Source organism: Candidatus Vondammii sp. HM_W22, from assembly GCF_022530855.2.
Taxonomy (GTDB): domain Bacteria; phylum Pseudomonadota; class Gammaproteobacteria; order Chromatiales; family Chromatiaceae; genus Vondammii.
On sequence record NZ_CP099567.1, the window covers coordinates 3,038,363 to 3,060,601 of the forward strand.

Genomic DNA, 22,239 nt, shown 5'->3' on the forward strand with positions numbered 1-22,239 from the left:
CTATTGTAAATAAGTTCGCGATGGAGAGAGGAGCGAAATATTTCTAGATCCTCTGCTAAATATCTGCGCGGCATTATTGACAGATGACCTGACAACCAATCTTAATTATAGAAAAGATAGATTATGAATAGCGTTAACAAATCGGACTCCTGGAAAAGCATGATGGCATCAGTACAGGCGTTTCATGACAAACATCGCTTCAAGGAGACGGGAGGCGAAGAGATGACCTACCGAATCTCCCTGATGGCTGAAGAACTGGGTGAGATCTCCTCCTGTGTTACCAAGGGGAAAGATAAAGAGGAACTGGCTAAAGAGGTTGCCGATCTGCTGATCCTGGTTATGGGCACCGCGATAGCTGGTGAGTTTGATCTCAACCAGACATTCTGGTCAAAAATGGAAAAACTAATGCAGAGAGAATCCAGAATGGTGGATGGGCGAATCCGAGTCTCGGAATTCAGAGGTGTCAAAAAGTAGGCCATTACTATTAACAATGGCACTGAAATTGGCAATTATAGCTCGATGTTGCGTCATCCCCACTAAAAATTCGCTTGATCCGGCTACTATGTTAACTCAGATCGTCGAACGTTTTTACTCAGAGCTGGTAGAAGTGCCAGTAGTTAAGAATAGTCGTCAGGCTGCAAAAATCACCGAAATTGCCGGTGCCAATCTTATGATAGTCTGTGCTGCTAAAGGCTAGGCCGAATCAGATTCAGTGGAATTGCAGCAGCATATTCCTGTACATAACAACCTTCCCGAGGCTGTAGATGCCTTTGTTGAATCACTAATTTTAATTCAAGCAGGCCCCGAATGATTCTTGCTAGATCCCTTCTCTATTTCACCCTTATGGCATTAAGTATCGCTCTTATCGCCGGGCCTCTCTCTATTATTGGCTGGTTCATTCCATTCAGATGGCGCTGCCTGGTGTGCAATTTCTGGGGCATGGTCAACATAAAGATGCTCTCCCTCATCTGTGGCCTTAACTACGAATTACACGGCAAAGAGAACCTGCCCACAGGCGCGGCCATTGTCCTCTCCAAGCATCAATCAGCTTGGGAAACTATGGCGCTAAGATGCCTGCTGATACCGGAACAAGCCTGGGTATTGAAACGGGAATTGATGTGGATTCCACTATTTGGCTGGGCCGCAGCACTCGTGGAACCTATTGCAATCAACCGAAAATCCGGTAGGAAGGCGGTAAACCAAATAATCGACATCGGAATTAAGAGACTTAAGCAGGGACGAGTCGTGGTAATTTTTCCTGAAGGTACACGGGTTGCCCCAGGCGCCCACAAACAATATGGCATTGGCGGTGCCCTGCTGGCTAAAAAATCAGGTTACCCGGTAATTCCTATCGCGCACAATGCCGGTATATTCTGGCGGCGCAGAGACCTGAGAAAGTACCCTGGAACCATCCAGATGGTGGTCGGGCAACCAATTGAAACAGATGGACTCAGTGCCATCGAGATCAATAAAAAGATCGAAAAGTGGATTGAATCAACGGTCGATAAATTACCTAGAGCCTGCTCATAAACCATAACTCTTTGATATTATTGCCGTAAATACACCATATCAGGTATAATGGTGCTCGAAAAATGAGCCATATCCACCAAAAGCCATGCACCTATGATCCGATATCACAGCCATAGACAAATCCCTCTCGCTGAATTTGATTGGCCCTTTCAAACAGCACCGGATTAAAGCAACCGCTGGGTTAAAATGAGCGAGTGTATTCCCAGGGATGAATTGGCAGAAAGTTACTATCAGGGACTTCGACACACAGGGTCGTTCGGCAAAAGATGCCCGACTGATCATTGGCGCGGTAATCATTAAACACAAGCTCTGCCTTTCCGACAGAGAGATTGTCCTGCAGATCCAGAAATATCCCTATTGTCAGTATTTCGTAGGGCTATCGGGTTATCAGATGGATGTGCCGTTTGCCCCTTCGTTATCTGCTGAGATTTGCAGGTGGATGGGGCCGTCATCGATGCGCTGGTAAAGTATAAAGATAAAAAAAAGCTCAGCCATTTAGAGTCGACCAGATGGAATAGGAAAGTCGCAGCAAAAAGGTGATGATGAACCGCCCTCAGTTTCAGGGAGTGCGTCTGAAGAAGAGGCGTCGGAACGCCAGAGCAAACTGATTCTGGATGCGACAATCGCTCAACAGGCAATTCGTTATCCTGCCGGAAAGGTACGGCGTTGGGGGATCAAGCAACAGTTGCAGTACTTGCGCCGGAACCTGGACCACGTCGAGTGATGGGAGGAATACTGGCAAGAAGGGACACTCTTGCCACGTTGGTTGCTACATCGGCATTGGGTGATCCAGCATGTCTATGAATGATGTACCAAAACAAAAGCCACCGCTGTGATGGCCACATCGTTAGCTGCTGCCGGATTAAATGATCCAACACCCCTTAGCATGAGCAAACATTCGCTTGAGTACATTACGCGTTAGTAAGGCAGAGTTATCAGAACCTCACTTCCTAAATAGAGCCTGTAAAGTTTTCTGTGTAACAGCCAAGGTTAAATATATACTGCTAAGCGTTCTACGGACTCAATCATAAATCTATTCAATGCTGGTTTCCAATGACGGATCGGCATTGTCCACTTTTTCGATGGGACCTGGATTGCGAGTTATAACTGAAAGTGGTGTTTGAAAGGAATTGAAAAAGAGCGGGGTATCTGGTTGATTTGTTGTTGCGAGACATCAAAACAACCATTGGAGATACGCCACCATGAGTAAGAATAACGTTGTTAAGCTGGCAGGTCGCGATACGATTATCGATCCGCTGACAGAGTTGCTGAGAAGCGGTGCAGAGCAGTTGATCTACCAGGCGGTGGAGGCCGAGCTGTTGGCGGAGCACGTCGAGCGACGGACAGAGGATGGCAAGACGGGTGTGGTGCGTAATGGTCACCTGCCAGCTCGTAAACTGCAGACAGGATTGCGGCCGGTCACGGTCAAGATCCCCAAAATACGAGCGAAGACCGGCGAGCCGGTGACGTTCCGATCAGCTCTGGTGCCGCCGTATGTACGCAAGACGAAGTCACTGGAAGCGGCACTGCCGTGGCTCTACCTGAAGAGGATTTCCAGTGGAGAGATGGGTGAAGCCCTGAAAGTGCTGGTGGTTCCGGATGCAACAGGCTTGTCGGCCGGCAGGGTATCGCGTCTGAAGCAGGTCTGGGCAGAAGAATATCGGAGCGGGCGCGAGGAGCGCCTGGATAAGGGCCATTGGGAGTATGTGTGGGCAGACACGTCTACAGCGGACAGAGAGCAGAGCAGAGCAGACGAAGCTGTGTGCCCTGGTGGTGATCGGCGTGAATGAGCGTGGTGAGAAGCATTTTCTGGCAATTGAGGATGGTGTACGGGAGTCCACACAGAGCTGGCGGGAGGTGCTGTTAAAACTGAAGTCACGCGGACTAAACCCGCCCAAATTGGCAATCGGAGACGGTGCTATGGGCTTCTGTGCTGCACTGGAGGAAGTGTATCCAGAGACGCGTCAGCAGCGCTGCTGGATGCACAAGACCATGAACGTGCTGAACTGCCTGCCAAGGTCAGCTCAGCCGAAAGCGAAGCAGGCACTGCACAACATCTGGCAGGCGGAGACCCAGGCCGATGCGGAAAAGGCCTTTGATCTGTTTATCAAAACGTATGAGCCAAAGTATCCGAAGGCTGCCATCTGTCTGCACAAAGACCGAGAGGAACTGATGGCTTTCTAACAATTTCCTGCGCAGCATTGGCAGAGTATTCGGACCAGCAATCCGATTGAATCCACCTTCGGGACAATCCGCCATCGAACCAAGCGTTCCAAGGGCTGCCTATCGCGTGACGGCATGCTACACATGATGTTCAAACTCGGCCGGTGTGCCGAGAAGAAGTGGAGACGATTACGGGGTTTCGATTATCTGGCGAAGGTGATAACCGGAATCAAATTTAAAGAAGGTGTTGGTTGTGTAGATCACTTTTCGTCTGTTCTCCGGGTAGTTAACAGTGTGTTGAGATTCTGCCAATGAGCACTCCAGGAGCGGCTGATCCGGGGTATTGTTGTCCCATCGGTCAGAGAATTCAGGTCTGTCTCAACAATTCGCGGGGGATATTACCGTATCCTGTTGCGTTCATAACGGTCTCCAGAAGACCTATTTCTCTTCTGAAGGCACGGCAACGCTTGGACTGCTATCATGTCAAGCTTTTTATGCAATTCTCGGATTCTATCCTCCTGAAACTCTAATTCTCAATAACACTCTGAAATGTTGCAGATGGATACAGATATACCCATGCAACCCACGAGTTTCTTGAGAGCTTACTATTATTCAGGCTATCTATTCATTTTCAGGAAACAGCATGTCACAGAATCGCCTAAGCAACTGCACCAGCCCCTACCTGCAACAGCATGCAGACAATCCCGTTGATTGGCAGCCATGGGACAAGGAGTCGCTGCGGCAGGCTAAAGAGCAGGATAAACCCATCTTGCTCTCTATCGGCTACTCTGCCTGTCACTGGTGCCACGTGATGGCCCATGAGTCTTTCGAGGATGAAGCCACTGCGGCGGAGATGAATCGGCTCTTCATCAACATCAAAGTAGACCGTGAAGAGCGCCCCGACCTGGACAAGATCTATCAATCCGCCCACCAGTTGCTGGCACAGCGCCCGGGGGGCTGGCCTTTGACCGTATTCCTGACGCCGGATGACCAGACCCCCTTTTTCGCAGGCACTTATTTTCCTAAACAGGCACGCCACGGCCTGCCACCTTTTGTCGATATTCTGCACAATATTGCTCAGGCTTACAGAGAGCAAAAGCAGGATATCCAGGTGCAGAATCAGGCCCTGCTAAATGCCATATCCCAGCTCAACCCGAAAGATAACGGAGAAAATGCAGTACTGAATTCCGGGCCGCTTGAGAGCGCCAGGCAACAACTGACAGGCGCATTTGATGAGCGATACGGTGGCTTTGGGCAGGCGCCCAAATTCCCCCACCCCGCCAGCCTGAACAGACTACTTCGTCACTGGTCCGCCACAACCGGCGGCGACAACGCAGATGCCCGCGCACTCTACGCCGTAGATTTCACCCTCACCCGCATGGCTCTTGGGGGCATCAACGATCAACTCGGAGGCGGCTTCTGCCGCTACTCGGTCGATGATCAGTGGATGATCCCCCATTTTGAAAAGATGCTTTATGACAATGGGCCATTACTGAGTCTCTATACCGATCTCTGGCAGGCTACCGGAAAACCGCTGTTCCGTGAGACAGCCCAGCAGACTGCCGATTGGGTGATGCGGGAGATGCAATCCAGTGAAGGCGGCTACTACTCCACTCTGGATGCTGACAGCGAGGGTGAGGAGGGGCGTTTCTATGTCTGGAGACCCGATGAGGTAAAAGCCCTGCTGAGTGAAACAGAGTACCAACACCTCAGTCACTATTATGGACTGGATCGCAAACCCAACTTTGAAGGCAGTTGGCACCTGCACAACTATGCCAGTATCGCTGATCTCAGCAGTGCTTACGGCACCACGGGTGAAGAGGCGCGCACACTACTCCAAACGGCCCGCAATAAACTCTACCAGGCGAGGGAAATCCGGATCAGGCCAAGCCGCGATGAGAAAATACTGACCTCATGGAATGCCCTGATGATCAAGGGGATGGCCCGTTCGGGACGTCTGCTCGGCCAGCCGCAAATGATCACATCCGCAGAGCAGGCTATCAGCTTTATAAAAAAGCACCTCTGGAAAGAGGGGCGCCTCCTGGCAAGCCATAAGGATGGCACTTCAGCCTTCGCCGCCTATCTGGATGACTATGCTTACCTTATCGATGCACTGCTGGAACTGCTACAGGCGCGCTGGAAGAGTGAGGACCTGACGTTTGCCACCGAGCTGGCCCAAGTGCTTCTTGACCATTTTCAGGATCATGAAAACGGCGGTTTCTTCTTCACCGCAGACGACCACGAGCAGCTGATCCATCGAGCCAAACCCTTTGGTGATGACTCCACCCCTGCCGGCAATGGCGTCGCTGCATTCGCCCTTTCCCGACTGGGGCATCTCCTGGGAGAGACCGACTATCTTGATGCAGCAAAAGCGATACTGAAATGCGCCTGGCCCCATCTGCTGCAACTACCTCATGCCCACTGCAGCCTACTGGAAGCGCTGGAGGCACAGATCTACCCCACTGAGACCATCATTATTCGTGGGGAAGAGAAAGAGATGGAAGCCTGGAGCAAGCGTGCAACCCGCAACTATGCACCCCGTCGGCTGACACTGGCGATACCCGCATCAGAGACCGCACTGCCCGGCCTGCTGGAAGCACGTAAGGGAGACAAGGGCGTTATCGCTTACATCTGCAAGGGTACCGCATGCGAGGCGCCCATCAGAGATTATACGGCCTTTGATAAACTATTGACTGACAATGAAAGTATGTCTGCCAAATCCAGCGACCAGGATTTTACCGGCAGCGTGGGTTCATACAAGCGTGCCAGAGAGTAGCCTGATGGTTTGAGGCAGATCTCACTCCTTGGCGGCAGTCTGTGGCTCCGGTTTAATACCACTGACTAGAGTGACACCCCGGCGATCTCAAGCTCGGTAAGCTTGCTGGCGATGGCGTGCATGATTGCGTTGTCATTGTTTCTGACCCGCTGGTCGAAGGCTTCCATCTGATCGGCCACGTAGCGTTTGTGCTGGCCGGCCAATCGCAGCAGCTGTTCCGTGCACAATCCCTGCTCGCCGTGACAGGAGGCGCAGGCCGGGATGCCCGAGAATTGATTACCCTTCAGAAAAATGTACTCACCCACCGCAGCCAAAGCCTTGTCTCTTACTCGGTGTGAATGGCCGGGTTTGGTGCTGAAATAATCTGCCAGTGCTTCAATCTGTTCATCTTTCAGCTCTTTGGCCATTTCACCCATGGTATCGCTTTTGCGTACCTTGTCCCGAAAATTACTGAGCTACTTAACCAGATAACTGCGGTTCTGACCTGCCAACCGGGGATAGATAGCGTTGGATGCTTCGCCATTCATGCCATGACACAGGTGGCATGTTTTCTCGACAATGGAGATGGCCAGTTCGTTGCTGTCGCCTTGCGCGTTTCCGGCGGCAATCGACAACAGTACTATTGCAATGGAGAGTTTTGACATGGTTATTTCCCTGTTTCCCAGCGTTGTTCCGCCTCGTCATCACCGTGACGGGTTTCCACCCAACGGTCACCATCCGGTGTTTGCTCTTTTTTCCAGAAAGGCGCGCGGGTTTTAAGGTAATCGATAACAAACTCGCAAGCCCGAAAGGCTTCCCCCCGGTGGGCACTGGCTACGGCCACCAATACTATAGGATCGAGCGGCAGCAGCTCACCCACCCGATGTACGACACGAATGCCCAGCAATTCCCAACGCTCATTGGCCTCCTTGACGATCGCCTCTAGCGCTTTTTCAGTCATTCCCGGATAGTGCTCCAGGGTCATGGTGCCTACCTTGTCGCCCTCGTTCATGTCGCGCATCAGGCCAACGAAGGTGACCACCGCGCCAATGGCAGGATTCTCCGCCCTCAGGTCATCCTGGATAGCGGCGATGTCAAAGGGTTCTATCTGGACTTTGATCTGATTCATCGTGAGTCAGCCACCGGTTACCGGCGGAAAAAAAGCCACTTCATCACCATCCTTGACTGAGGCTGCGGCATCGGACATCTCCTGATTGACTGCCATCATGACGGTCTGGCCACTACCAAAAGTCTCTTCCCAGACACCACCCCGCTCTGTTAACTGCCGGATAATATCAGCAAGGGTGGATAGGCTGGACGCCTCCAGCTCTTCTGATGCGATATTCAGCTGCTCTTTCAGGCGCGCAAAGTAGAGTACATTGATCATGACAGTAATTCGTTGAAGGGTAGAAACTGAACCTGGTCGCCTTTGGACAAGGTCTGATGTTCAGGCAGAATAGCCAGACCATTGGCCCAGGCCAATGAGCTCAGGACACCGGAAGAGCGACTCCGGTAAAGGGAGATCTGCGCCTCGCCCTGAGCATTCAGAGCCAATCGAGCACGGGCAAATTCCCGGCGCTTGTCCGATTTTGGCCAATCGAAATCAGTTTTGGCAAGGATCGGCGTAGGCGCCATGCTCTCTCTATCAACGCCCTGGGATTGCAAAATAAAAGGACGTGCAAACAGGCAGAAGGTGACAAACAGAGAGACCGGATTACCCGGCGTTCCTATGAAGGGCGTCCCTTCTATATGGCCAAAAGCCAGTGGCTTACCCGGGCGAATATTGATTTTCCACATATCCAGTGTGCCCAGTTTTTCCACGGCAGGTTTGAGATGGTCCTCTTCACCGACTGAAACCCCGCCGGACGTCATCACCAGGTCAGCCTGTCCAGCCGCATTCAGCAGCGCAGCACAGGTGGCATCAAAGGTATCTTCCACAATACCCAGGGTCACGACGTCACAACCCAAGGCCTGGAGCATGCCCTTGAGAGTGGACTCATTGGAGTTATAGATCTGCCCTGGTCCCAGAGGCTGACCCGGATTAATCAACTCATCGCCGGAAGAAAAGAGCGCCACTTTCAGCCGGCGATAGACCGGCAGCTCGCCAATCCCGACTGAGGCGGCAAGCCCCAAGTGCTGGGGACCGATGCGGGTGCCTGCCTGGAGCACCTGCTGGCCCTCACTGACATCTTCACCGGCACGGCGGATGTTGGCGCCTGGGGTAGGAATCTGGCTGATAATGACGCTGTCACCGCGCTGCTCGCACACCTCCTGGATCACCACGGCATCGGCATTGGCAGGTACCGGGGCTCCGGTAAAGATACGTGCCGCTGTTCCCGGCTCCAGAGGCGTGGGCGCAACACCGGCGGGGATGCGCTGGGAGACCGGCAGCAACGGCTTGTCACCGGACAGATCCGCTGTATTGACGGCATAACCATCCATCGCGCTGTTATCCCAGGGCGGCATGGTAACTTTGCTGGTCAAAGGCTCAGCCAGGACCCGGTCCAGGGCGTCAGAGATCGGCACCATTTCAACCTCGGCTACCGCTTTAGCGTGGGACAGCAACAGCTCAATGGCCTCTTCGAGCGACTTGAGGGGGGTGCTGCTTTTAACGCTGGAACAACCGCAATCACTCATAATTTATTTCTCTGACGCTACTGCATTAAATTTGTTACAACAAAAATACCGGGCACACTAAGCCAGAAACATCTGTGCAAAGTTGCAGGGCCGGGTTCGATGATCCAACTGCTGCTGCAAAATCTTATCCCAGCCGGTACGGCAGGCACCCGTGGAACCCGGCATGCAGAAAATCAGCGTATGGTTGGTCAGGCCGGCAAGCGCACGGGTTTGGATGGAAGATGCTCCGATCTCTTCCAGAGAGACGGAACGAAATAGCTCTCCAAAACCTTCAATGGGCTTTTCCAATAAAGGTCCAACAGCCTCAGGGGTGCTGTCCCTGCCGGTTATTCCCGTACCGCCGGTACTGAGTATGACGTGCACATTCGGATCGGCTATCCAGCGCGAAAAAATAGCGCGCATCTGATAGATGTCATCCTTGACGATGGCTTTTTCCACCACTCTGTGACCACCCTCTTCTGCCCGCTCTTTAAAAATTTTTCCGGACTTGTCAGTCTCTTCGGTCCGGGTATCAGAGATCGTAAGCACCGTAATATTCAGGGGCACAAAACCACCGTCGCTATAATGTCCTGTCATGGTATTTTCCCATTCAATTTCAGTAGTGACCTTAAAGAGCGAGAAAAGCGATTTTCAGCTCATCTCTCACCCCAGCAAAATTAAGAGTCAAAGCCATTATTTACAGGGCATATCCGAAAGTCTGCTTGAAGCGGACATCGAACACATCCCGGGAAAATTTGTGATTCTGGGTACCCGCATGCTCGATTTTGATCGCACCCATCAGGGCAGCAACACGACCTGTAGTATCCCAATCCATATCGTTCATCAGACCATACAACAGTCCGGACCGGTAGGCATCCCCACAACCCGTAGGATCTTCCAGGGATAAAGCTGATGCAACCGGTATCTCATAAACCTTGTCGCGAGTATAGATACTGGAGCCTTCTCCACCCCGGGTAATAATCACGGCCTCCGCACGCTGGGCCATCTGTTCAGGTGACAGTCCAGTTCGTTCCTGCATCAATTTGGCTTCATAGTCATTGAACGCCAGCCAGGTAGCCTGATCGACAAATTTTAACAGGTTATCCCCATCGAACATCGGCATGCCCTGACCGGGGTCAAAGATGAACGGGGTCCCTGTTTCAGCAAACTGTTCCGCATGCTCAATCATCCCCTGACGCCCGTCCGGTGAGACTATTCCAATGGTACAGTCTGTGCATTCGCTCACTTTCACCTCATGGGCACTGTTCATTGCCCCCGGGTGAAATGCCGTGATCTGATTGTCGTCCTGGTCGGTGGTGATATAGGCTTGGGCCGTGTAGCTGCCATCAATGAAACGAACATGATCCTGGCTGATACCAACCCGATCCATCCACTCAGCATAAGGCGCAAAATCACTGCCCACGGTGCCCATCGGCTTCCCTTCTCCACCGAGGAGTCCCAGATTGTAGGCTATATTTCCGGCGCAGCCGCCAAATTCCCGGCGTAAATCAGACACCAGAAAAGAGACATTCAGTATGTGGACCTGCTCCGGCAGTATGTGGTTTTTAAACTGGTCATGAAAAACCATGATGGTATCAAAAGCGATTGAGCCGCAAATCAGCGCCGACATGCCGTCCCCTGTGGTAGAAAGGAAATTGCCGATACTACACTAAAGCAGAGGCAGGCCGTAAGCGTGCCCCCCTGAATCCCAGTACAGAGCACCTCTAAAAACCCAACAAAGGCCAATAGATCTCTAGTAAATCAGGGAAGCCCGGTATCTTCACACTCGTTTTTTTGGCAACATCCATATCCATACCTCGCTTTAACCGGCCAGAGCCACACCAATCGACGCATGTTGTACACCAAATTCATCATACCCATCTTCACACCGACCCTACCTTGGCCGATGCTACGCACTAGTTGATTGGCCTGCTGGGCAAACACGTGCTCAACTCTTGATCGTTTTCGGCCTGCCTCTTGCTCCCGTTCATTCAAGGGGCGTTTGCGTGTCGACTTGCGATGAATCTGACTGCGGTAATGCGGCCTCCCATTTTATACTGCCGTAAGCAGAATCGGCCCAGACACTGCCATTACTGTTGTTCTCATCCAGCCGTTCCTCGAAGACCTAGCTACCATGAACTTCAGCTGATGTGATGGCATACTTGCGAATGACCTTGTGCTTCCGGTCTATGCTGATGTGGTTTTTGTACCCATAGTGGGTTTTGCCATGCTTCATGGTCCAGTGGGCTTCAACATCCTTCTGGCGGCGTTTGTTATCACCCCATGCCTCAGGGCTGTCCCCGGCTTTGATCTGCCTATTTTCCTCTCGCGTATTACGTTGCCTGGGTACTGGAACGATAGCGGCATCTACAATCTGTCCCTTGCGAGCACTGGAGATGAATAAAGGCTGGTTCTCCAGACATGGCATTCAAGCAGGTGTTACATTGCGGTTGCCATATGTTATCTAGGGAGAGTAATGGCTACGCTGTAAAATGGCATCTCCATATCCTCCTGCGCGGATTATTGAGAGCTTACAAAATAAAAAACTCTACCTCCCAAAAAAAACTAGATGCAAAAGTGCCTGATCAACTGGCGCAGGATATTCACCATAGGCTCTATCCGTTCCAGACCAAGATATTCGTCGGGTTGGTGGGCCTGATCAATATCACCGGGTCCGAGAATAATGCTCTCCATACCCAGCTGCCTCAGGTAGGGTGCTTCGGTGCCGAAGGCTACGGATTCTGCGGTGTGATTTGTCAGTGCTTCACTGGTCTGTACGATCTCTGCAGTGGCCGGCGTCTCCATGGCTGGAATGCCAGGTCATCTCCAGCGCCAGACCCGTGCCCTTGAGCCTCTCCTCCAATCGCAGAGAGAGCTCTCCTCGTAGCTGCTCCAGTTCCATGCCGGGCAACGGGCGGATATCTATCTGCAGTTCGCATTCGGCGCAGATACGGTTGGGGTTGTCGCCGCCATGGATATGACCAAGATTCAGGGTGAGCACTTCTACCTCAAACAGCGGGTTCCGGTATTGTTCCTGAAGTTCACTCCTCCAGGTGAGGAGTTCACTGATAACCTGATGCATCCCTTCCAGAGCGCTGATCCCCAGTGCCGGATGCTGGAGTGCCCCGAACGGCCTTTCAGACGTATGGTCTCCATGGAGATGCCTTTGTGCATTCGCACCGGGCGTAGTCCTGTAGGTTCCCCAATCAATGCATGCCGACCCATCCGACGGTTGGCGTCCACCAGTGATTGTGCGCCGCACATGGTGCTCTCTTCATCTGCTGTGGCGAGGAGGATAAGAGGGTGTTTCAGTTGCTTCAGGTCTACTCCACGAATCGCTTCGATAGCCAAAGCGAAAAACGCTTTCATGTCCGAGGTGCCCAATCCATAGATGCGATTATTCCGTTCAGTCAGTTTGAAGGGATCGGTTTTCCACTGATCGCCATCGAAAGGGACGGTATCGGTATGTCCCGAGAGAACTAGCCCCTCGGGGCCTGTACCGGCACTGGCGATCAGGTTGGATTTCCCGGGATTCCCGGCACAGGTAGGATCTCAACACGAAATCCCAGTGTTTCCAGCCAGCTGGAGAGGAGATCGATTACCGCTTTATTGGTTTGGTCCCAGTGAGGATTGATGCTGCTGACCGAAGGAGCTGCAATCAGCTGTTCGATCATAGAGAGGAGTTTGGGTGTCGGCATGAAAAGATTCTGTCGTCATGCCTCGGCTAGTGCAACTCTTTTGTTGAAACGCCCTCATTGAATCTCAGATAACTCAGTGTCGGCTGTTTCCCGAAGCTTCTATGCATATCGTTCCAGCTCTTCAAGCCAGCGATTGATCTCTTTTGTTCCATCCTCCAGAAATCCCGGGTCCTGATAAGCCTGTGCAACGACGATAATGCCCTGGCCCCTGGCCATTAGTTGCAGGGAGAGTTCTCGTGCTTCATCCGGATAACCCATCATGGAAAACTGTTTTGCCAGCCACTGCTGGAAAATATCGAACAGTCTGTGGACTATCTGTTTCAACTCCGGCTGGTCTTTCGCCAGCTCTATATTGAGTGAACCCATGGGACAGCCCGAACGGAGTAGTGCCGGGGTGCTGTCATACATGATTTGGATAAAGCGCTCCAGCCGGTCAAGGGGTTGCGGAATCGTGTTATCCCACTCGGAAAGCATGGTAGTGATCGTTGCCAAGCGATGGTTTATCACGGCCTCCAGCATCTCGTCCTTGGTCTTGAAGTAGTAGTAGATGTTTCCCCGGGGTATGCCTGTCTCATCCACTACATCGGTAAATGAGCTGCGATTGTAGCCTTTACGATAAAAGAGCTGGTTGGCTGCATCGATAATGGATTGCCGGGTTCTTTCACTTTTGCTGGGCATGGCGAACCGAATATTTTGAACGAAGGGTTATTGGATTATAGTCCTAAAATTCACTTTATATTTATTTGACGAAGTGCCGGTGCTGCTCGTCATACCGGGAACTGACTAGTCATAGAGTTATAGTCAAATCTGGTGTTTAGCCAGTTGAATCAAGCGGCGACCTGATCGACTCCTGCTACCTCAACACCCTCTTTAAATTTGATTCCGGTTATCACCTTCGCCAGGTAATCGAAACCCCGTAATCGTCTCCACGCCTTCTCGGCACACAGGCCGAGTTTGAACATCATGTGTAGCATGCCATCACGCGATAGGCAGCCCTTGGAACGCTTGGTTCGATGGCGGATTGTCCCGAAGGTGGATTCAATCGGATTGCTGGTCCGAATACTCTGCCAATGCTGCGCAGGAAATTGATAGAAAGCCATCAGTTCCTCTCGGTCTTTGTGCAGACAGATGGCAGCCTTCGGATACTTTGGCTCATACGTTTTGATAAACAGATCAAAGGCCTTTTCCGCATCGGCCTGGGTCTCCGCCTGCCAGATGTTGTGCAGTGCCTGCTTCGCTTTCGGCTGAGCTGACCTTGGCAGGCAGTTCAGCACGTTCATGGTTTTGTGCATCCAGCAGCGCTGCTGGCGCGTCTCCGGATACACTTCCTCCAGCGCAGCCCAGAATCCCATGGCACCGTCACCGATCGCCAATTTTGGCGGGGTCAGTCCGCGTGACTTCAGTTTCAACAGCACCTCCCGCCAGCTCTGTGTGGACTCCCGTACACCATCCTCAATTGCCAGAAAATGCTTCTCACCACGCTCATTCACGCCGATCACCACCAGGGCACACAGCTTCGTCTGCTCTGCTCTCTGTCCGCTGTAGACACCGTCTGCCCACCATACACCCAATGGCCCTTATCCAGGCGCTCCTCGCACCCGCTCCGATATTCTTCTGCCCAGACCTGCTTCAGACGCGATACCCTGCCCGCCGACAAGCCTGTTGCACCCGGAACCACCAGCACTTTCAGGGCTTCACCCATCTCTCCACTGGAAATCCTCTTCAGGTAGAGCCACGGTAGTGCCGCTTCCAGTGACTTCGTCTTGCGTACATACGGCGGCACCAGAGCTGATCGGAACGTCACCGGCTCGCCGGTCTTCGCTCGTATTTTGGGGATCTTGACCGTGACCGGCCCCAATCCTCTCTGCAGTTTACGAGCTGGCAGGTGACCATTACGCACCACACCCGTCTTGCCATCCTCTGTCCGTCGCTCGACGTGCTCCGCCAACAGCTCCTCCACCGCCTAGTAGATCAACTGCTCTGCACCGCTTCTCGGCAACTCTGTCAGCGGATCGATAATCGTATCTCGACCTGCCAGCTTAACTAACGTTATTCTTACTCATGGTGGCGTATCTCCAATGGTTGTTTTGATGTCTCGCAACAACAAATCAACCAGATACCCCGCTTTTTTTCAATTCCTTTCAAACAACACTTTCAGTTATAACTCCTAGTCATATGCCTCACTAACTGATTAAGGGGTGTCTGGAGCGAACAAATTGTGGATAATTGCCCCATACTGTTTTGACCTGCAGACTCAGTGCGAAAGTTGACCTGCCAAGATTTCCGGAGAAGATTATGCCCGAATACCGTTCCCGCACTACCACTCATGGCCGCAACATGGCGGGTGCCCGTGCCCTTTGGCGTGCTACAGGTATGAAAGATGGGGATTTCGACAAACCCATTATCGCCGTGGTCAACTCCTTTACCCAATTTGTTCCCGGGCATGTTCATCTCAAGGATATTGGGCAGATGGTGGCGCGGGAGATTGAGCAGGCAGACGGTGTGGCCAAGGAGTTCAATACCATCGCCGTTGATGACGGTATTGCAATGGGGCATGGTGGAATGCTCTATTCGCTGCCTTCCAGAGATATCATCGCCGACTCGGTGGAGTATATGGTCAATGCCCATTGCGCCGATGCCATGGTCTGTATCTCCAACTGTGACAAAATCACTCCGGGGATGCTAATGGCTGCCTTGCGGCTCAATATCCCGGTTGTTTTCGTATCCGGCGGCCCCATGGAGTCAGGCAAGACTTCTCTCCATGGTAAAGAACTAAAGCTGGATCTGGTGGATGCCATGATCTCTGCTGCCGACCCCAATGAATCCGACGAAGATGTTGATGTTATAGAGCGTTCTGCCTGCCCGACCTGTGGCTCCTGCTCCGGTATGTTTACCGCCAATTCAATGAACTGTCTTACCGAGGCTCTGGGTCTGAGCCTGCCGGGAAACGGCTCTCTGCTGGCTACCCACGCCGATCGCCGGGAGTTGTTCCTAGAAGCGGGGCGTCTGATTGTTGATATCACAAAGCGCTATTACGAACAGAATGATGCCTCGGTGCTGCCGCGCAGTGTGGCAAGTTTTGAAGCGTTCGAGAATGCAATCTGTCTGGATATCGCCATGGGTGGATCCACCAACACGGTGTTGCACCTGCTGGCGGCGGCCCATGAGGCGGAAGTTGATTTCACAATGGCCGATATCGACCGCCTCTCCCGCAAGGTTCCCAATCTGTGCAAAGTGGCGCCTTCCACCCAGCAGTATCATATGGAAGATGTACATCGTGCCGGGGGGGTTATCGGGATTCTCGGCGAGCTGGCCCGCGCTGGTTTGATTCATCAGCAGGCGGGTTCCATTCATAGCGAAACCCTGGGCCGGGCAATTGAGTTGTGGGATGTCGCTATAAACAGTAGTGAGACAGCAAAAAACCGTTATTTGGCCGGACCGGGTGGTGTGCCGACCCAGGAGGCTTTCAGTCAGAACTGCCTCTGGCCTGATCTGGATATTGACCGTGCCGGTGGCTGCATCAGAGATCTGGAGCATGCTTATAGCAAAGATGGGGGGCTGGCGGTGCTTTACGGTAATCTGGCTGAACAGGGCTGTATCGTCAAAACAGCCGGTGTTGATGAGTCCAATCTGACATTCAACGGCCCGGCCCGTATCTTCGAGAGCCAGGATAAGGCGGTAGAGGCCATTCTGGATGATCGCGTCAACGCCGATGATGTGGTGCTGATCCGTTACGAAGGTCCCAAGGGCGGACCGGGTATGCAGGAGATGCTCTATCCCACCAGCTATCTAAAATCAAAGGGGCTGGGCAAGGCATGCGCACTTATCACCGATGGCCGCTTCTCCGGTGGTACTTCGGGCCTCTCTATCGGCCACTGTTCGCCCGAGGCGGCGGAAGGCGGGAATATTGGCCTGGTGGAGGAGGGTGATCTGATTCAGATTGATATACCCAATCGTAAGATCGGGGTTGATCTGAGTGATGAAGCTCTGGATGACCGGCGTAAAGCCATGGAAGCGAAAGGCGATAAGGCATGGTTGCCTGAAAACCGCGAACGTGTAGTCTCTCAGGCGTTACAGGCCTATGCCGCCCTGACTACCAGTGCCGCTCGTGGGGCGGTGAGGGATCTTTCTCAGCTTAAACGGTAATTAGATGGTGACACTTCTTCAAGGGTGTTATCTGAAGTTAGCACCGATCCAGGAGCACTCTTTTACCACGAAGAGCGCGAAGAAAACGCCTGGTAGATTTATTGTTTTTCTTCGTGAGCTTCGTGATGATTTATGGGCTTCTTGACGGACACTAATGAGCCGCATGCTCCACTATTAAAGCGAACCCCAGGAGCTCTTGCTCCGCCGAACACGGAGGTGGGGGAGTATCAACCCGAGCACGATGCCGCCAATAATCACCCCTGCTCCAATCAGGAACCAACGCTGATTGTTGTCATTGCTGAGCTCCCTGTTCTCCTGTTTTAGATCAGCCGTCTCACGGGTCAGCGAGGCCACCTGCTTCCGCAGGTCATTGCGTTCATTGGAGATACGCATGGCGTTGGAAGCGGTGCGGCGGATGCCCTGGAGTTCTTGTTCCAGGTTGAGTCTTACTTTTTGCAGATTTTTATGCTGTTTTGTCAGCTTCTTATGCTCTCCCTGGAGCTTAGCCAGTCTTGCGGTCAGCAGGCCGGGCTCCTGCTGCAACTCATCCAGTCTCTTTGCCGCCGCTGTCAGGCGTTCTCTGGCGCTTGGGACCGGCATGAGCTGGCGGGTGAGGACATATCCAGTTTTCCCACTGGGTATGCGTACATGAGAGTAGCCGGTTTCACGGTTACTGCTCAGGAGATCAAGTTCATAGCCGCTCGGCAGCATCCGCATGATCTTGTGGGTCGGGCTTTCACCGGATCTGAGTGTGACTTTGAACTGGTCGGTTACATAACGGGGCTCGGCATGCAGACAGGATAAGCTTGCCAACAGCACAATAGCTAATGCGACTCTTTTCACGCGGACCTCGGGGCTGGAAGATAGATATTGAGAGCATTCTTCCAGATAGTGGGCCTCCTGTTCAAGCTGAAGATCATAATTGCTGATATTTACCGTATTTACTTGGCGTTATGCACACACTGAATGGCTGCTATATCAATCGGCATGGTCTTGTCAATATTAACCTGCTGAAAAACTGGAAAATAATTAACTTATTGAATCTAAAGAGTTAATTTAATTGTATGAAAAAACGACAATCCAAAGGCGGAGGCATGGTTCAGGGGGGCTGGGGTGGTTTTTCCAGCTTTTTCCACAAAGTTATCCACAGAAGTTGTGAGTAACCTGATAAATGGCTTTTGTGACAAGTGGATGTCTGTTTAGTTACATAAATTACATGACTAATGGATGCTAACACATTGTTTCTTTCTGTCGGGTTTGATTCTCTTCGCCTCCTAAGGAAAACTATTTTCAATAGATAGATGCTTGCGCTGGTTTATTCGTTATAATGCGCGCCTTTCGTAAGATACCCTGGACCACTCTCCCGCAATGAAGCAGCTACGTAATATCGCTATTATCGCCCATGTTGACCATGGCAAGACCACACTGGTGGATGAACTGCTCAAGCAGTCGGGAACCCTGGGAGAGCGCTTCGGCGAAGTCGAGCGGGTGATGGATTCCAATGATCAGGAGAGGGAGCGGGGCATAACCATCCTCTCCAAGAATACCGCTATCAATTGGGGTGACTGCCGGTTCAATATCGTGGATACACCGGGACATGCTGATTTTGGTGGGGAGGTGGAGCGCGTGCTCTCCATGGTGGATTCGGTGCTGCTGTTGGTGGATGCCCAGGAAGGGCCCATGCCCCAGACCCGCTTTGTTACCCAAAAGGCGTTCAATCATGGTCTGCGCCCGATTGTGGTAGTAAACAAAATTGACAAACCCGGCGCCCGCACTGACTGGGCAATCGATCAGGTTTTTGAACTGTTTGACCGCTTGGGTGCCACGGATGAGCAGCTCGACTTCCCTATTGTCTACGCCTCAGCCATCAACGGTTATTCCGGGCTGGAAGATGATGTGCGGGAGGGGGATATGACGCCTCTGTTCGAAGCGATTGTTAAGCACTGTCCGTCACCGGATGTCGACCCTGACGGTCCTTTCCAGATGCAGATATCGAATCTGGACTACAACAGCTATGTGGGTGCTATTGCCGTAGGTCGTATTACCCGTGGTACGGTAAAGCCGAATCAGCAGATTATCGTCTCCAAATACGACGGTGAGCAGCATAAGGCCAAGGTGTGTCTGGTTTACGGTTATATGGGGCTTGAGCGTAATGAGGTGGCGCTAGCAAGGGCCGGTGACATTATTGCCATTACCGGTATAGAGACACCCAATGTATCAGATACCTTATGTGACCCGGAGACGATTGAGGCGATGCCTCCGCTCAGTGTGGATGAGCCTACCGTCTCCATGACCTTCCAGGTCAACGCGTCCCCCTTTGCCGGCAGAGAGGGCAAATATCTGACCTCACGTCAACTCAAGGAGCGGCTGGAAAGGGAGCTGATCCACAACGTGGCCTTGCGGGTAGAGGAGGGTACGGATCCTGAGAAGTTTAAAGTTTCGGGGCGTGGTGAACTGCATCTCTCCGTATTGCTAGAATCGATGCGCCGGGAGGGCTTTGAAATGGCTGTATCCCGGCCTGAGGTCATTTTCCGGAAAGTTGATGGTGAGGTTTATGAACCTTACGAACAGCTCACAGTCGACGTGGAAGAGCAGCACCAAGGTGCTTTGATGGAGGCTTTAGGCGGCCGCAAAGGGGAGCTGAAAGATATGGTGCCGGATGGTGAGGGCCGGGTGCGTCTCGATTATATTATTCCCTCACGTGGCCTGATCGGTTTCCAGACAGAGTTTATGACCACCACATCGGGAACCGGCTTGATGTATCACGTATTCGATCACTATGGCCCAGCTCAGCACGGTGGCATCGCACCCCGTAAAAATGGTGTGCTGATATCCAATGGCCAGGGCAAGGTAGCCGGTTTTGCCCTGTTCAACCTGCAGGAGCGGGGCAAGATGTTCGCATCGCCTGGTGATGAGGTCTATGAAGGGCAGTTAGTGGGCATTCATGCCCGGGATAATGATCTTGTGGTCAATCCTTTGAAGGGTAAACAGCTGACCAACGTCCGTGCCTCCGGCAAGGATGATGCTATTGCGCTTACCCCGCCGGTGAAATTCTCCCTGGAGCAGGCTCTGGAGTTTATCGAAGAGGATGAGCTGGTGGAAATCACCCCTTCGGCGATCCGTATCCGCAAACGTTATCTGACAGAGATCGAACGTAAGCGGGCAGCGAGAGCGGCTATTTGATGACCCGTTACCTGCATTTCGTCCTTGAGTGAGAAATGCAGGTAAGTTGATTTATGCTTCCCATAAAAGAAAACCCCAACAGCATCCATACTGTTGGGGTTATATCGCCTAGCTTGGTTGGCCAATGAGCACCCGGTCCTTGGAATTCATCCGTGCTGAAATTCTGAACAATCTTCCTTAAGTGAGCATCCTTGGTTGACGACAGCACTATGATCTCACAAAAATAAGAGGGGTTTTATAAGACTATTCGCTAAGATGTATAAGATTATTCTGAACTGGCATTAGGGTTTACCCCTTGAATGGAGATGTGATTGGTTTATTACAGCGGGTTTCAAGTGCTCAGGTTCAGGTTGATGGACAGTGTGTCGGAGAGATAGGCCATGGCCTGCTGGTTCTGGTTGGAGTAGAGCCCGAGGACCGGGAGTCGGTGGCTGACCGTCTGCTTGGCTATCGTGTGTTTTCTGATACAGATGAAAAATGAATCTGAGCCTGTCTGATACAGGGGGTGGGCTGCTTCTGGTTCCCCAGTTCACCCTAGCTGCAGACACCCGGAAGGGGACCCGGCCGGGCTTTTCCACTGCGGCGCCTCCCGATCTGGCACAACATCTGTTTGCCTATATTTACCAGCAGGCAGCAACGGCTTATTCCGATGTTGAGACCGGTGTTTTCGGTGCCGATATGCAGGTAAGCCTGGTCAATAATGGACCGGTTACTTTCTGGCTCCAGGTATGAGTGAGAGTCTGCCATGTTAAGTCCGGCAGGCTGTCAGACGTCTGAAAAAAGTCAGGCCTGCAATTATCCGGTTTTTCTAATAAAGTAGCGTTTTTCACACAAACTGAGGGCGGAATCCGACCCATGCAGCGTACAGCAGAGATAGAGCGCAATACCCTGGAGACACAGATCAAGGTTAAATTGAATCTGGATGGGACAGGTGAGTCCAGGCTGGATACCGGCATGCCTTTTCTCGAGCACATGCTTGATCAGGTTGCCCGTCATGGATTGGTTGACCTGGAGATTGCAGCCAAAGGTGATCTGCATATTGATGGTCATCACACGGCTGAAGATATCGGGATAGCCATTGGGCAGACGATGAGTCAGGCGGTGGGCGACAAAAAAGGTATCCGCCGTTACGGGCACGCTTATGTCCCGCTGGATGAGGCGCTCTCAAGGGTGGTTATCGATTTTTCAGGCCGGCCGAGCCTGGAGTTTCGCGTCGATTTTCCCAGAGCAACTATCGGTGGCTTCGATACCGAACTTTTCTACGAATTCTTTCAAGGCTTCGTCAATCATGCCGGTGTCACCCTGCACATGGATAGTCTGCGGGGGCGCAACGCGCATCATATCGCTGAAACCCTGTTCAAGGCTTTTGGCCGTGCCCTGCGCATGGCTCTGGAGCCTGATGCCAGGATGCAGGGCATGTTGCCTTCCACCAAGGGTAGTCTCTGATTTTTTCTGAGTGAGAATATGTCAAAAACCATTGCAGTCATTGATTATGGTATGGGCAACCTGCGCTCGGTCTCCAAGGCGATCGAGCATGTCTCCGCCCCGGGTGATCGGGTATTGGTCACCGATGACCCTGAGCTGATCCTGAATGCGGACCGTGTGGTCTTTCCCGGACAAGGGGCTGCACGGGACTGCATGGCGGCCATTTCCGACCACAATCTTAACCGTGCCGTGCTGGATGCGGCCCATAGCAAACCATTTTTGGGTATCTGCATGGGGTTACAGGTGTTGATGGAGTTCAGTGATGAGAATGGCGGGACAGACCTTCTGGGACTTTTCCCTGGAAAAGTGCACCATTTTCCCGATGTCAGGGATGAGCATGGCCAGCGTATGAAGGTTCCCCACATGGGCTGGAACCGTGTTGCTCAGGCTCAGTCACATCCACTGTGGGACGGTATTGCAGATAATAGCCGGTTCTATTTTGTTCACAGTTACTATATCGAACCGGATGACAAAGCGCTGGTTGCCGGTATAACGGACTATGCCACCCGTTTTACCAGTGTCATCGCCAGGGATAATCTGTTTGCTACCCAGTTTCATCCGGAGAAAAGTGCAGATGCAGGACTCCGGTTGCTGCGAAATTTTGTTAATTGGGATGTATGATTATTATTGATCAGGTCTCTGAGTTGCTTATGGATGGACACT

General features: G+C 52.2%; 19 protein-coding genes and 5 pseudogenes. 10 read left to right on the plus strand and 14 right to left on the minus strand.

Annotated elements, in window-relative coordinates:
• Positions 1–123: 123 nt before the first annotated feature.
• The 4 genes and pseudogenes from MN084_RS17270 to MN084_RS17285 all read left to right on the plus strand — a co-directional run.
• Positions 124–474 carry a nucleoside triphosphate pyrophosphohydrolase family protein gene (locus MN084_RS17270; protein ID WP_330178211.1) on the plus strand — a complete coding sequence of 117 codons (351 nt, stop codon included), beginning with the start codon at positions 124–126 and terminating at the stop codon, positions 472–474.
• 333 nt (positions 475–807) lie between these two features.
• Positions 808–1,530: a lysophospholipid acyltransferase family protein gene (locus tag MN084_RS17275; RefSeq protein WP_330178212.1), complete on the plus strand. Its 723-nt coding sequence runs from the start codon at positions 808–810 to the stop codon at positions 1,528–1,530.
• A 208-nt stretch (positions 1,531–1,738) separates the two neighbouring features.
• Positions 1,739–1,996: a transposase gene (locus MN084_RS17280; protein ID WP_241085613.1), complete on the plus strand. Its 258-nt coding sequence runs from the start codon at positions 1,739–1,741 to the stop codon at positions 1,994–1,996.
• A gap of 736 nt (positions 1,997–2,732) precedes the next feature.
• Positions 2,733–3,942 (plus strand): annotated as a pseudogene (locus tag MN084_RS17285) (IS256 family transposase); the annotation flags it as partial.
• Here the strand turns inward: MN084_RS17285 and MN084_RS20035 are convergent.
• A pseudogene (locus tag MN084_RS20035) lies at positions 3,919–4,059 on the minus strand (IS256 family transposase); the annotation flags it as partial. The pseudogenes MN084_RS17285 and MN084_RS20035 sit on opposite strands and share 24 nt — an antisense overlap.
• A gap of 277 nt (positions 4,060–4,336) precedes the next feature.
• Between MN084_RS20035 and MN084_RS17290 the strand changes: the two are divergent.
• Positions 4,337–6,469 carry a thioredoxin domain-containing protein gene (locus MN084_RS17290; RefSeq protein ID WP_241085612.1) on the plus strand — a complete coding sequence of 711 codons (2,133 nt, stop codon included), beginning with the start codon at positions 4,337–4,339 and terminating at the stop codon, positions 6,467–6,469.
• A 65-nt stretch (positions 6,470–6,534) separates the two neighbouring features.
• On the opposite strand, the gene MN084_RS17295 is transcribed toward MN084_RS17290, so the two are convergent.
• The 12 genes and pseudogenes from MN084_RS17295 to MN084_RS17350 all read right to left on the minus strand — a co-directional run bounded on the left by MN084_RS17295 (position 6,535) and on the right by MN084_RS17350 (position 14,815).
• Positions 6,535–6,876: a c-type cytochrome gene (locus MN084_RS17295; RefSeq protein ID WP_241085611.1), complete on the minus strand. Its 342-nt coding sequence runs from the start codon at positions 6,874–6,876 to the stop codon at positions 6,535–6,537.
• A 48-nt stretch (positions 6,877–6,924) separates the two neighbouring features.
• Complete coding sequence (locus MN084_RS17300; RefSeq protein ID WP_241085610.1) at positions 6,925–7,113, minus strand: c-type cytochrome; 189 nt, start codon at positions 7,111–7,113, stop codon at positions 6,925–6,927.
• Positions 7,114–7,115: 2 nt separating this feature from the next.
• The gene (moaE, locus tag MN084_RS17305) at positions 7,116–7,577 is read right to left on the minus strand and encodes a molybdopterin synthase catalytic subunit MoaE (protein ID WP_241085609.1); all 462 of its coding nucleotides are present in this window, start codon (positions 7,575–7,577) and stop codon (positions 7,116–7,118) included.
• Between the two features lie 6 nt (positions 7,578–7,583).
• Complete coding sequence (moaD, locus tag MN084_RS17310) at positions 7,584–7,835, minus strand: molybdopterin converting factor subunit 1 (RefSeq protein ID WP_241085608.1); 252 nt, start codon at positions 7,833–7,835, stop codon at positions 7,584–7,586.
• Positions 7,832–9,085, minus strand: coding sequence for a molybdopterin molybdotransferase MoeA (locus MN084_RS17315; protein WP_241085607.1), 1,254 nt, complete (start codon positions 9,083–9,085; stop codon positions 7,832–7,834). The genes moaD and MN084_RS17315 overlap by 4 nt, the downstream gene beginning before the upstream one ends.
• Positions 9,086–9,142: 57 nt before the next feature.
• Complete coding sequence (gene moaB, locus MN084_RS17320; protein WP_241085606.1) at positions 9,143–9,661, minus strand: molybdenum cofactor biosynthesis protein B; 519 nt, start codon at positions 9,659–9,661, stop codon at positions 9,143–9,145.
• Between the two features lie 100 nt (positions 9,662–9,761).
• Entirely contained in the window at positions 9,762–10,694 is a 933-nt protein-coding gene (locus MN084_RS17325; protein WP_241085605.1) for a carbohydrate kinase family protein, read from the minus strand.
• A 131-nt stretch (positions 10,695–10,825) separates the two neighbouring features.
• Positions 10,826–11,059: a hypothetical protein gene (locus MN084_RS17330; protein ID WP_241085604.1), complete on the minus strand. Its 234-nt coding sequence runs from the start codon at positions 11,057–11,059 to the stop codon at positions 10,826–10,828.
• A gap of 130 nt (positions 11,060–11,189) precedes the next feature.
• Complete coding sequence (locus MN084_RS17335) at positions 11,190–11,492, minus strand: transposase (protein ID WP_241085603.1); 303 nt, start codon at positions 11,490–11,492, stop codon at positions 11,190–11,192.
• A gap of 137 nt (positions 11,493–11,629) precedes the next feature.
• Positions 11,630–12,762: pseudogene (argE, locus tag MN084_RS17340) on the minus strand (acetylornithine deacetylase).
• Between the two features lie 99 nt (positions 12,763–12,861).
• Positions 12,862–13,440, minus strand: a complete 579-nt coding sequence (locus MN084_RS17345) for a TetR/AcrR family transcriptional regulator (RefSeq protein WP_241085602.1) — start codon at positions 13,438–13,440, stop codon at positions 12,862–12,864.
• A 149-nt stretch (positions 13,441–13,589) separates the two neighbouring features.
• Positions 13,590–14,815, minus strand: a pseudogene (locus MN084_RS17350) (IS256 family transposase).
• A 242-nt stretch (positions 14,816–15,057) separates the two neighbouring features.
• Between MN084_RS17350 and ilvD the strand changes: the two are divergent.
• Positions 15,058–16,908 carry a dihydroxy-acid dehydratase gene (ilvD, locus tag MN084_RS17355; protein WP_241085601.1) on the plus strand — a complete coding sequence of 617 codons (1,851 nt, stop codon included), beginning with the start codon at positions 15,058–15,060 and terminating at the stop codon, positions 16,906–16,908.
• Between the two features lie 174 nt (positions 16,909–17,082).
• On the opposite strand, the gene MN084_RS17360 is transcribed toward ilvD, so the two are convergent.
• Positions 17,083–17,727: a TIGR04211 family SH3 domain-containing protein gene (locus tag MN084_RS17360; RefSeq protein WP_241085600.1), complete on the minus strand. Its 645-nt coding sequence runs from the start codon at positions 17,725–17,727 to the stop codon at positions 17,083–17,085.
• 549 nt (positions 17,728–18,276) lie between these two features.
• Here MN084_RS17360 and typA point away from each other — a divergent pair.
• From typA to hisH, 4 genes and pseudogenes are all read left to right on the plus strand, one after another.
• Entirely contained in the window at positions 18,277–20,091 is a 1,815-nt protein-coding gene (gene typA / locus MN084_RS17365; RefSeq protein WP_241085599.1) for a translational GTPase TypA, read from the plus strand.
• A gap of 307 nt (positions 20,092–20,398) precedes the next feature.
• Positions 20,399–20,823, plus strand: a pseudogene (dtd, locus tag MN084_RS17370) (D-aminoacyl-tRNA deacylase).
• 123 nt (positions 20,824–20,946) lie between these two features.
• Positions 20,947–21,537 (plus strand): imidazoleglycerol-phosphate dehydratase HisB, encoded by a 591-nt coding sequence (gene hisB / locus MN084_RS17375; RefSeq protein ID WP_241085598.1) that lies wholly within the window; start codon positions 20,947–20,949, stop codon positions 21,535–21,537.
• An 18-nt stretch (positions 21,538–21,555) separates the two neighbouring features.
• Positions 21,556–22,197 (plus strand): imidazole glycerol phosphate synthase subunit HisH, encoded by a 642-nt coding sequence (gene hisH, locus MN084_RS17380; RefSeq protein WP_241085597.1) that lies wholly within the window; start codon positions 21,556–21,558, stop codon positions 22,195–22,197.
• The last annotated feature ends 42 nt before the right edge of the window (positions 22,198–22,239 follow it).

Excerpts from the sequence above, each read along its gene's own strand:
- MN084_RS17290 (WP_241085612.1), top strand. The coding sequence starts at position 4,337 with ATGTCACAGAATCGCCTAAGCAACTGCACCAGCCCCTACCTGCAACAG.
- ilvD (WP_241085601.1), top strand. The coding sequence starts at position 15,058 with ATGCCCGAATACCGTTCCCGCACTACCACTCATGGCCGCAACATGGCG.
- moaE (WP_241085609.1), bottom strand. The coding sequence starts at position 7,577 with ATGAATCAGATCAAAGTCCAGATAGAACCCTTTGACATCGCCGCTATC.
- MN084_RS17300 (WP_241085610.1), bottom strand. The coding sequence starts at position 7,113 with ATGTCAAAACTCTCCATTGCAATAGTACTGTTGTCGATTGCCGCCGGA.
- typA (WP_241085599.1), top strand. The coding sequence starts at position 18,277 with ATGAAGCAGCTACGTAATATCGCTATTATCGCCCATGTTGACCATGGC.
- MN084_RS17295 (WP_241085611.1), bottom strand. The coding sequence starts at position 6,876 with ATGGCCAAAGAGCTGAAAGATGAACAGATTGAAGCACTGGCAGATTAT.
- MN084_RS17280 (WP_241085613.1), top strand. The coding sequence starts at position 1,739 with ATGAATTGGCAGAAAGTTACTATCAGGGACTTCGACACACAGGGTCGT.
- hisH (WP_241085597.1), top strand. The coding sequence starts at position 21,556 with ATGTCAAAAACCATTGCAGTCATTGATTATGGTATGGGCAACCTGCGC.
- hisB (WP_241085598.1), top strand. The coding sequence starts at position 20,947 with ATGCAGCGTACAGCAGAGATAGAGCGCAATACCCTGGAGACACAGATC.
- MN084_RS17275 (WP_330178212.1), top strand. The coding sequence starts at position 808 with ATGATTCTTGCTAGATCCCTTCTCTATTTCACCCTTATGGCATTAAGT.
- MN084_RS17335 (WP_241085603.1), bottom strand. The coding sequence starts at position 11,492 with ATGCCATGTCTGGAGAACCAGCCTTTATTCATCTCCAGTGCTCGCAAG.
- MN084_RS17315 (WP_241085607.1), bottom strand. The coding sequence starts at position 9,085 with ATGAGTGATTGCGGTTGTTCCAGCGTTAAAAGCAGCACCCCCCTCAAG.
- MN084_RS17345 (WP_241085602.1), bottom strand. The coding sequence starts at position 13,440 with ATGCCCAGCAAAAGTGAAAGAACCCGGCAATCCATTATCGATGCAGCC.
- moaD (WP_241085608.1), bottom strand. The coding sequence starts at position 7,835 with ATGATCAATGTACTCTACTTTGCGCGCCTGAAAGAGCAGCTGAATATC.
- MN084_RS17270 (WP_330178211.1), top strand. The coding sequence starts at position 124 with ATGAATAGCGTTAACAAATCGGACTCCTGGAAAAGCATGATGGCATCA.
- moaB (WP_241085606.1), bottom strand. The coding sequence starts at position 9,661 with ATGACAGGACATTATAGCGACGGTGGTTTTGTGCCCCTGAATATTACG.
- MN084_RS17325 (WP_241085605.1), bottom strand. The coding sequence starts at position 10,694 with ATGTCGGCGCTGATTTGCGGCTCAATCGCTTTTGATACCATCATGGTT.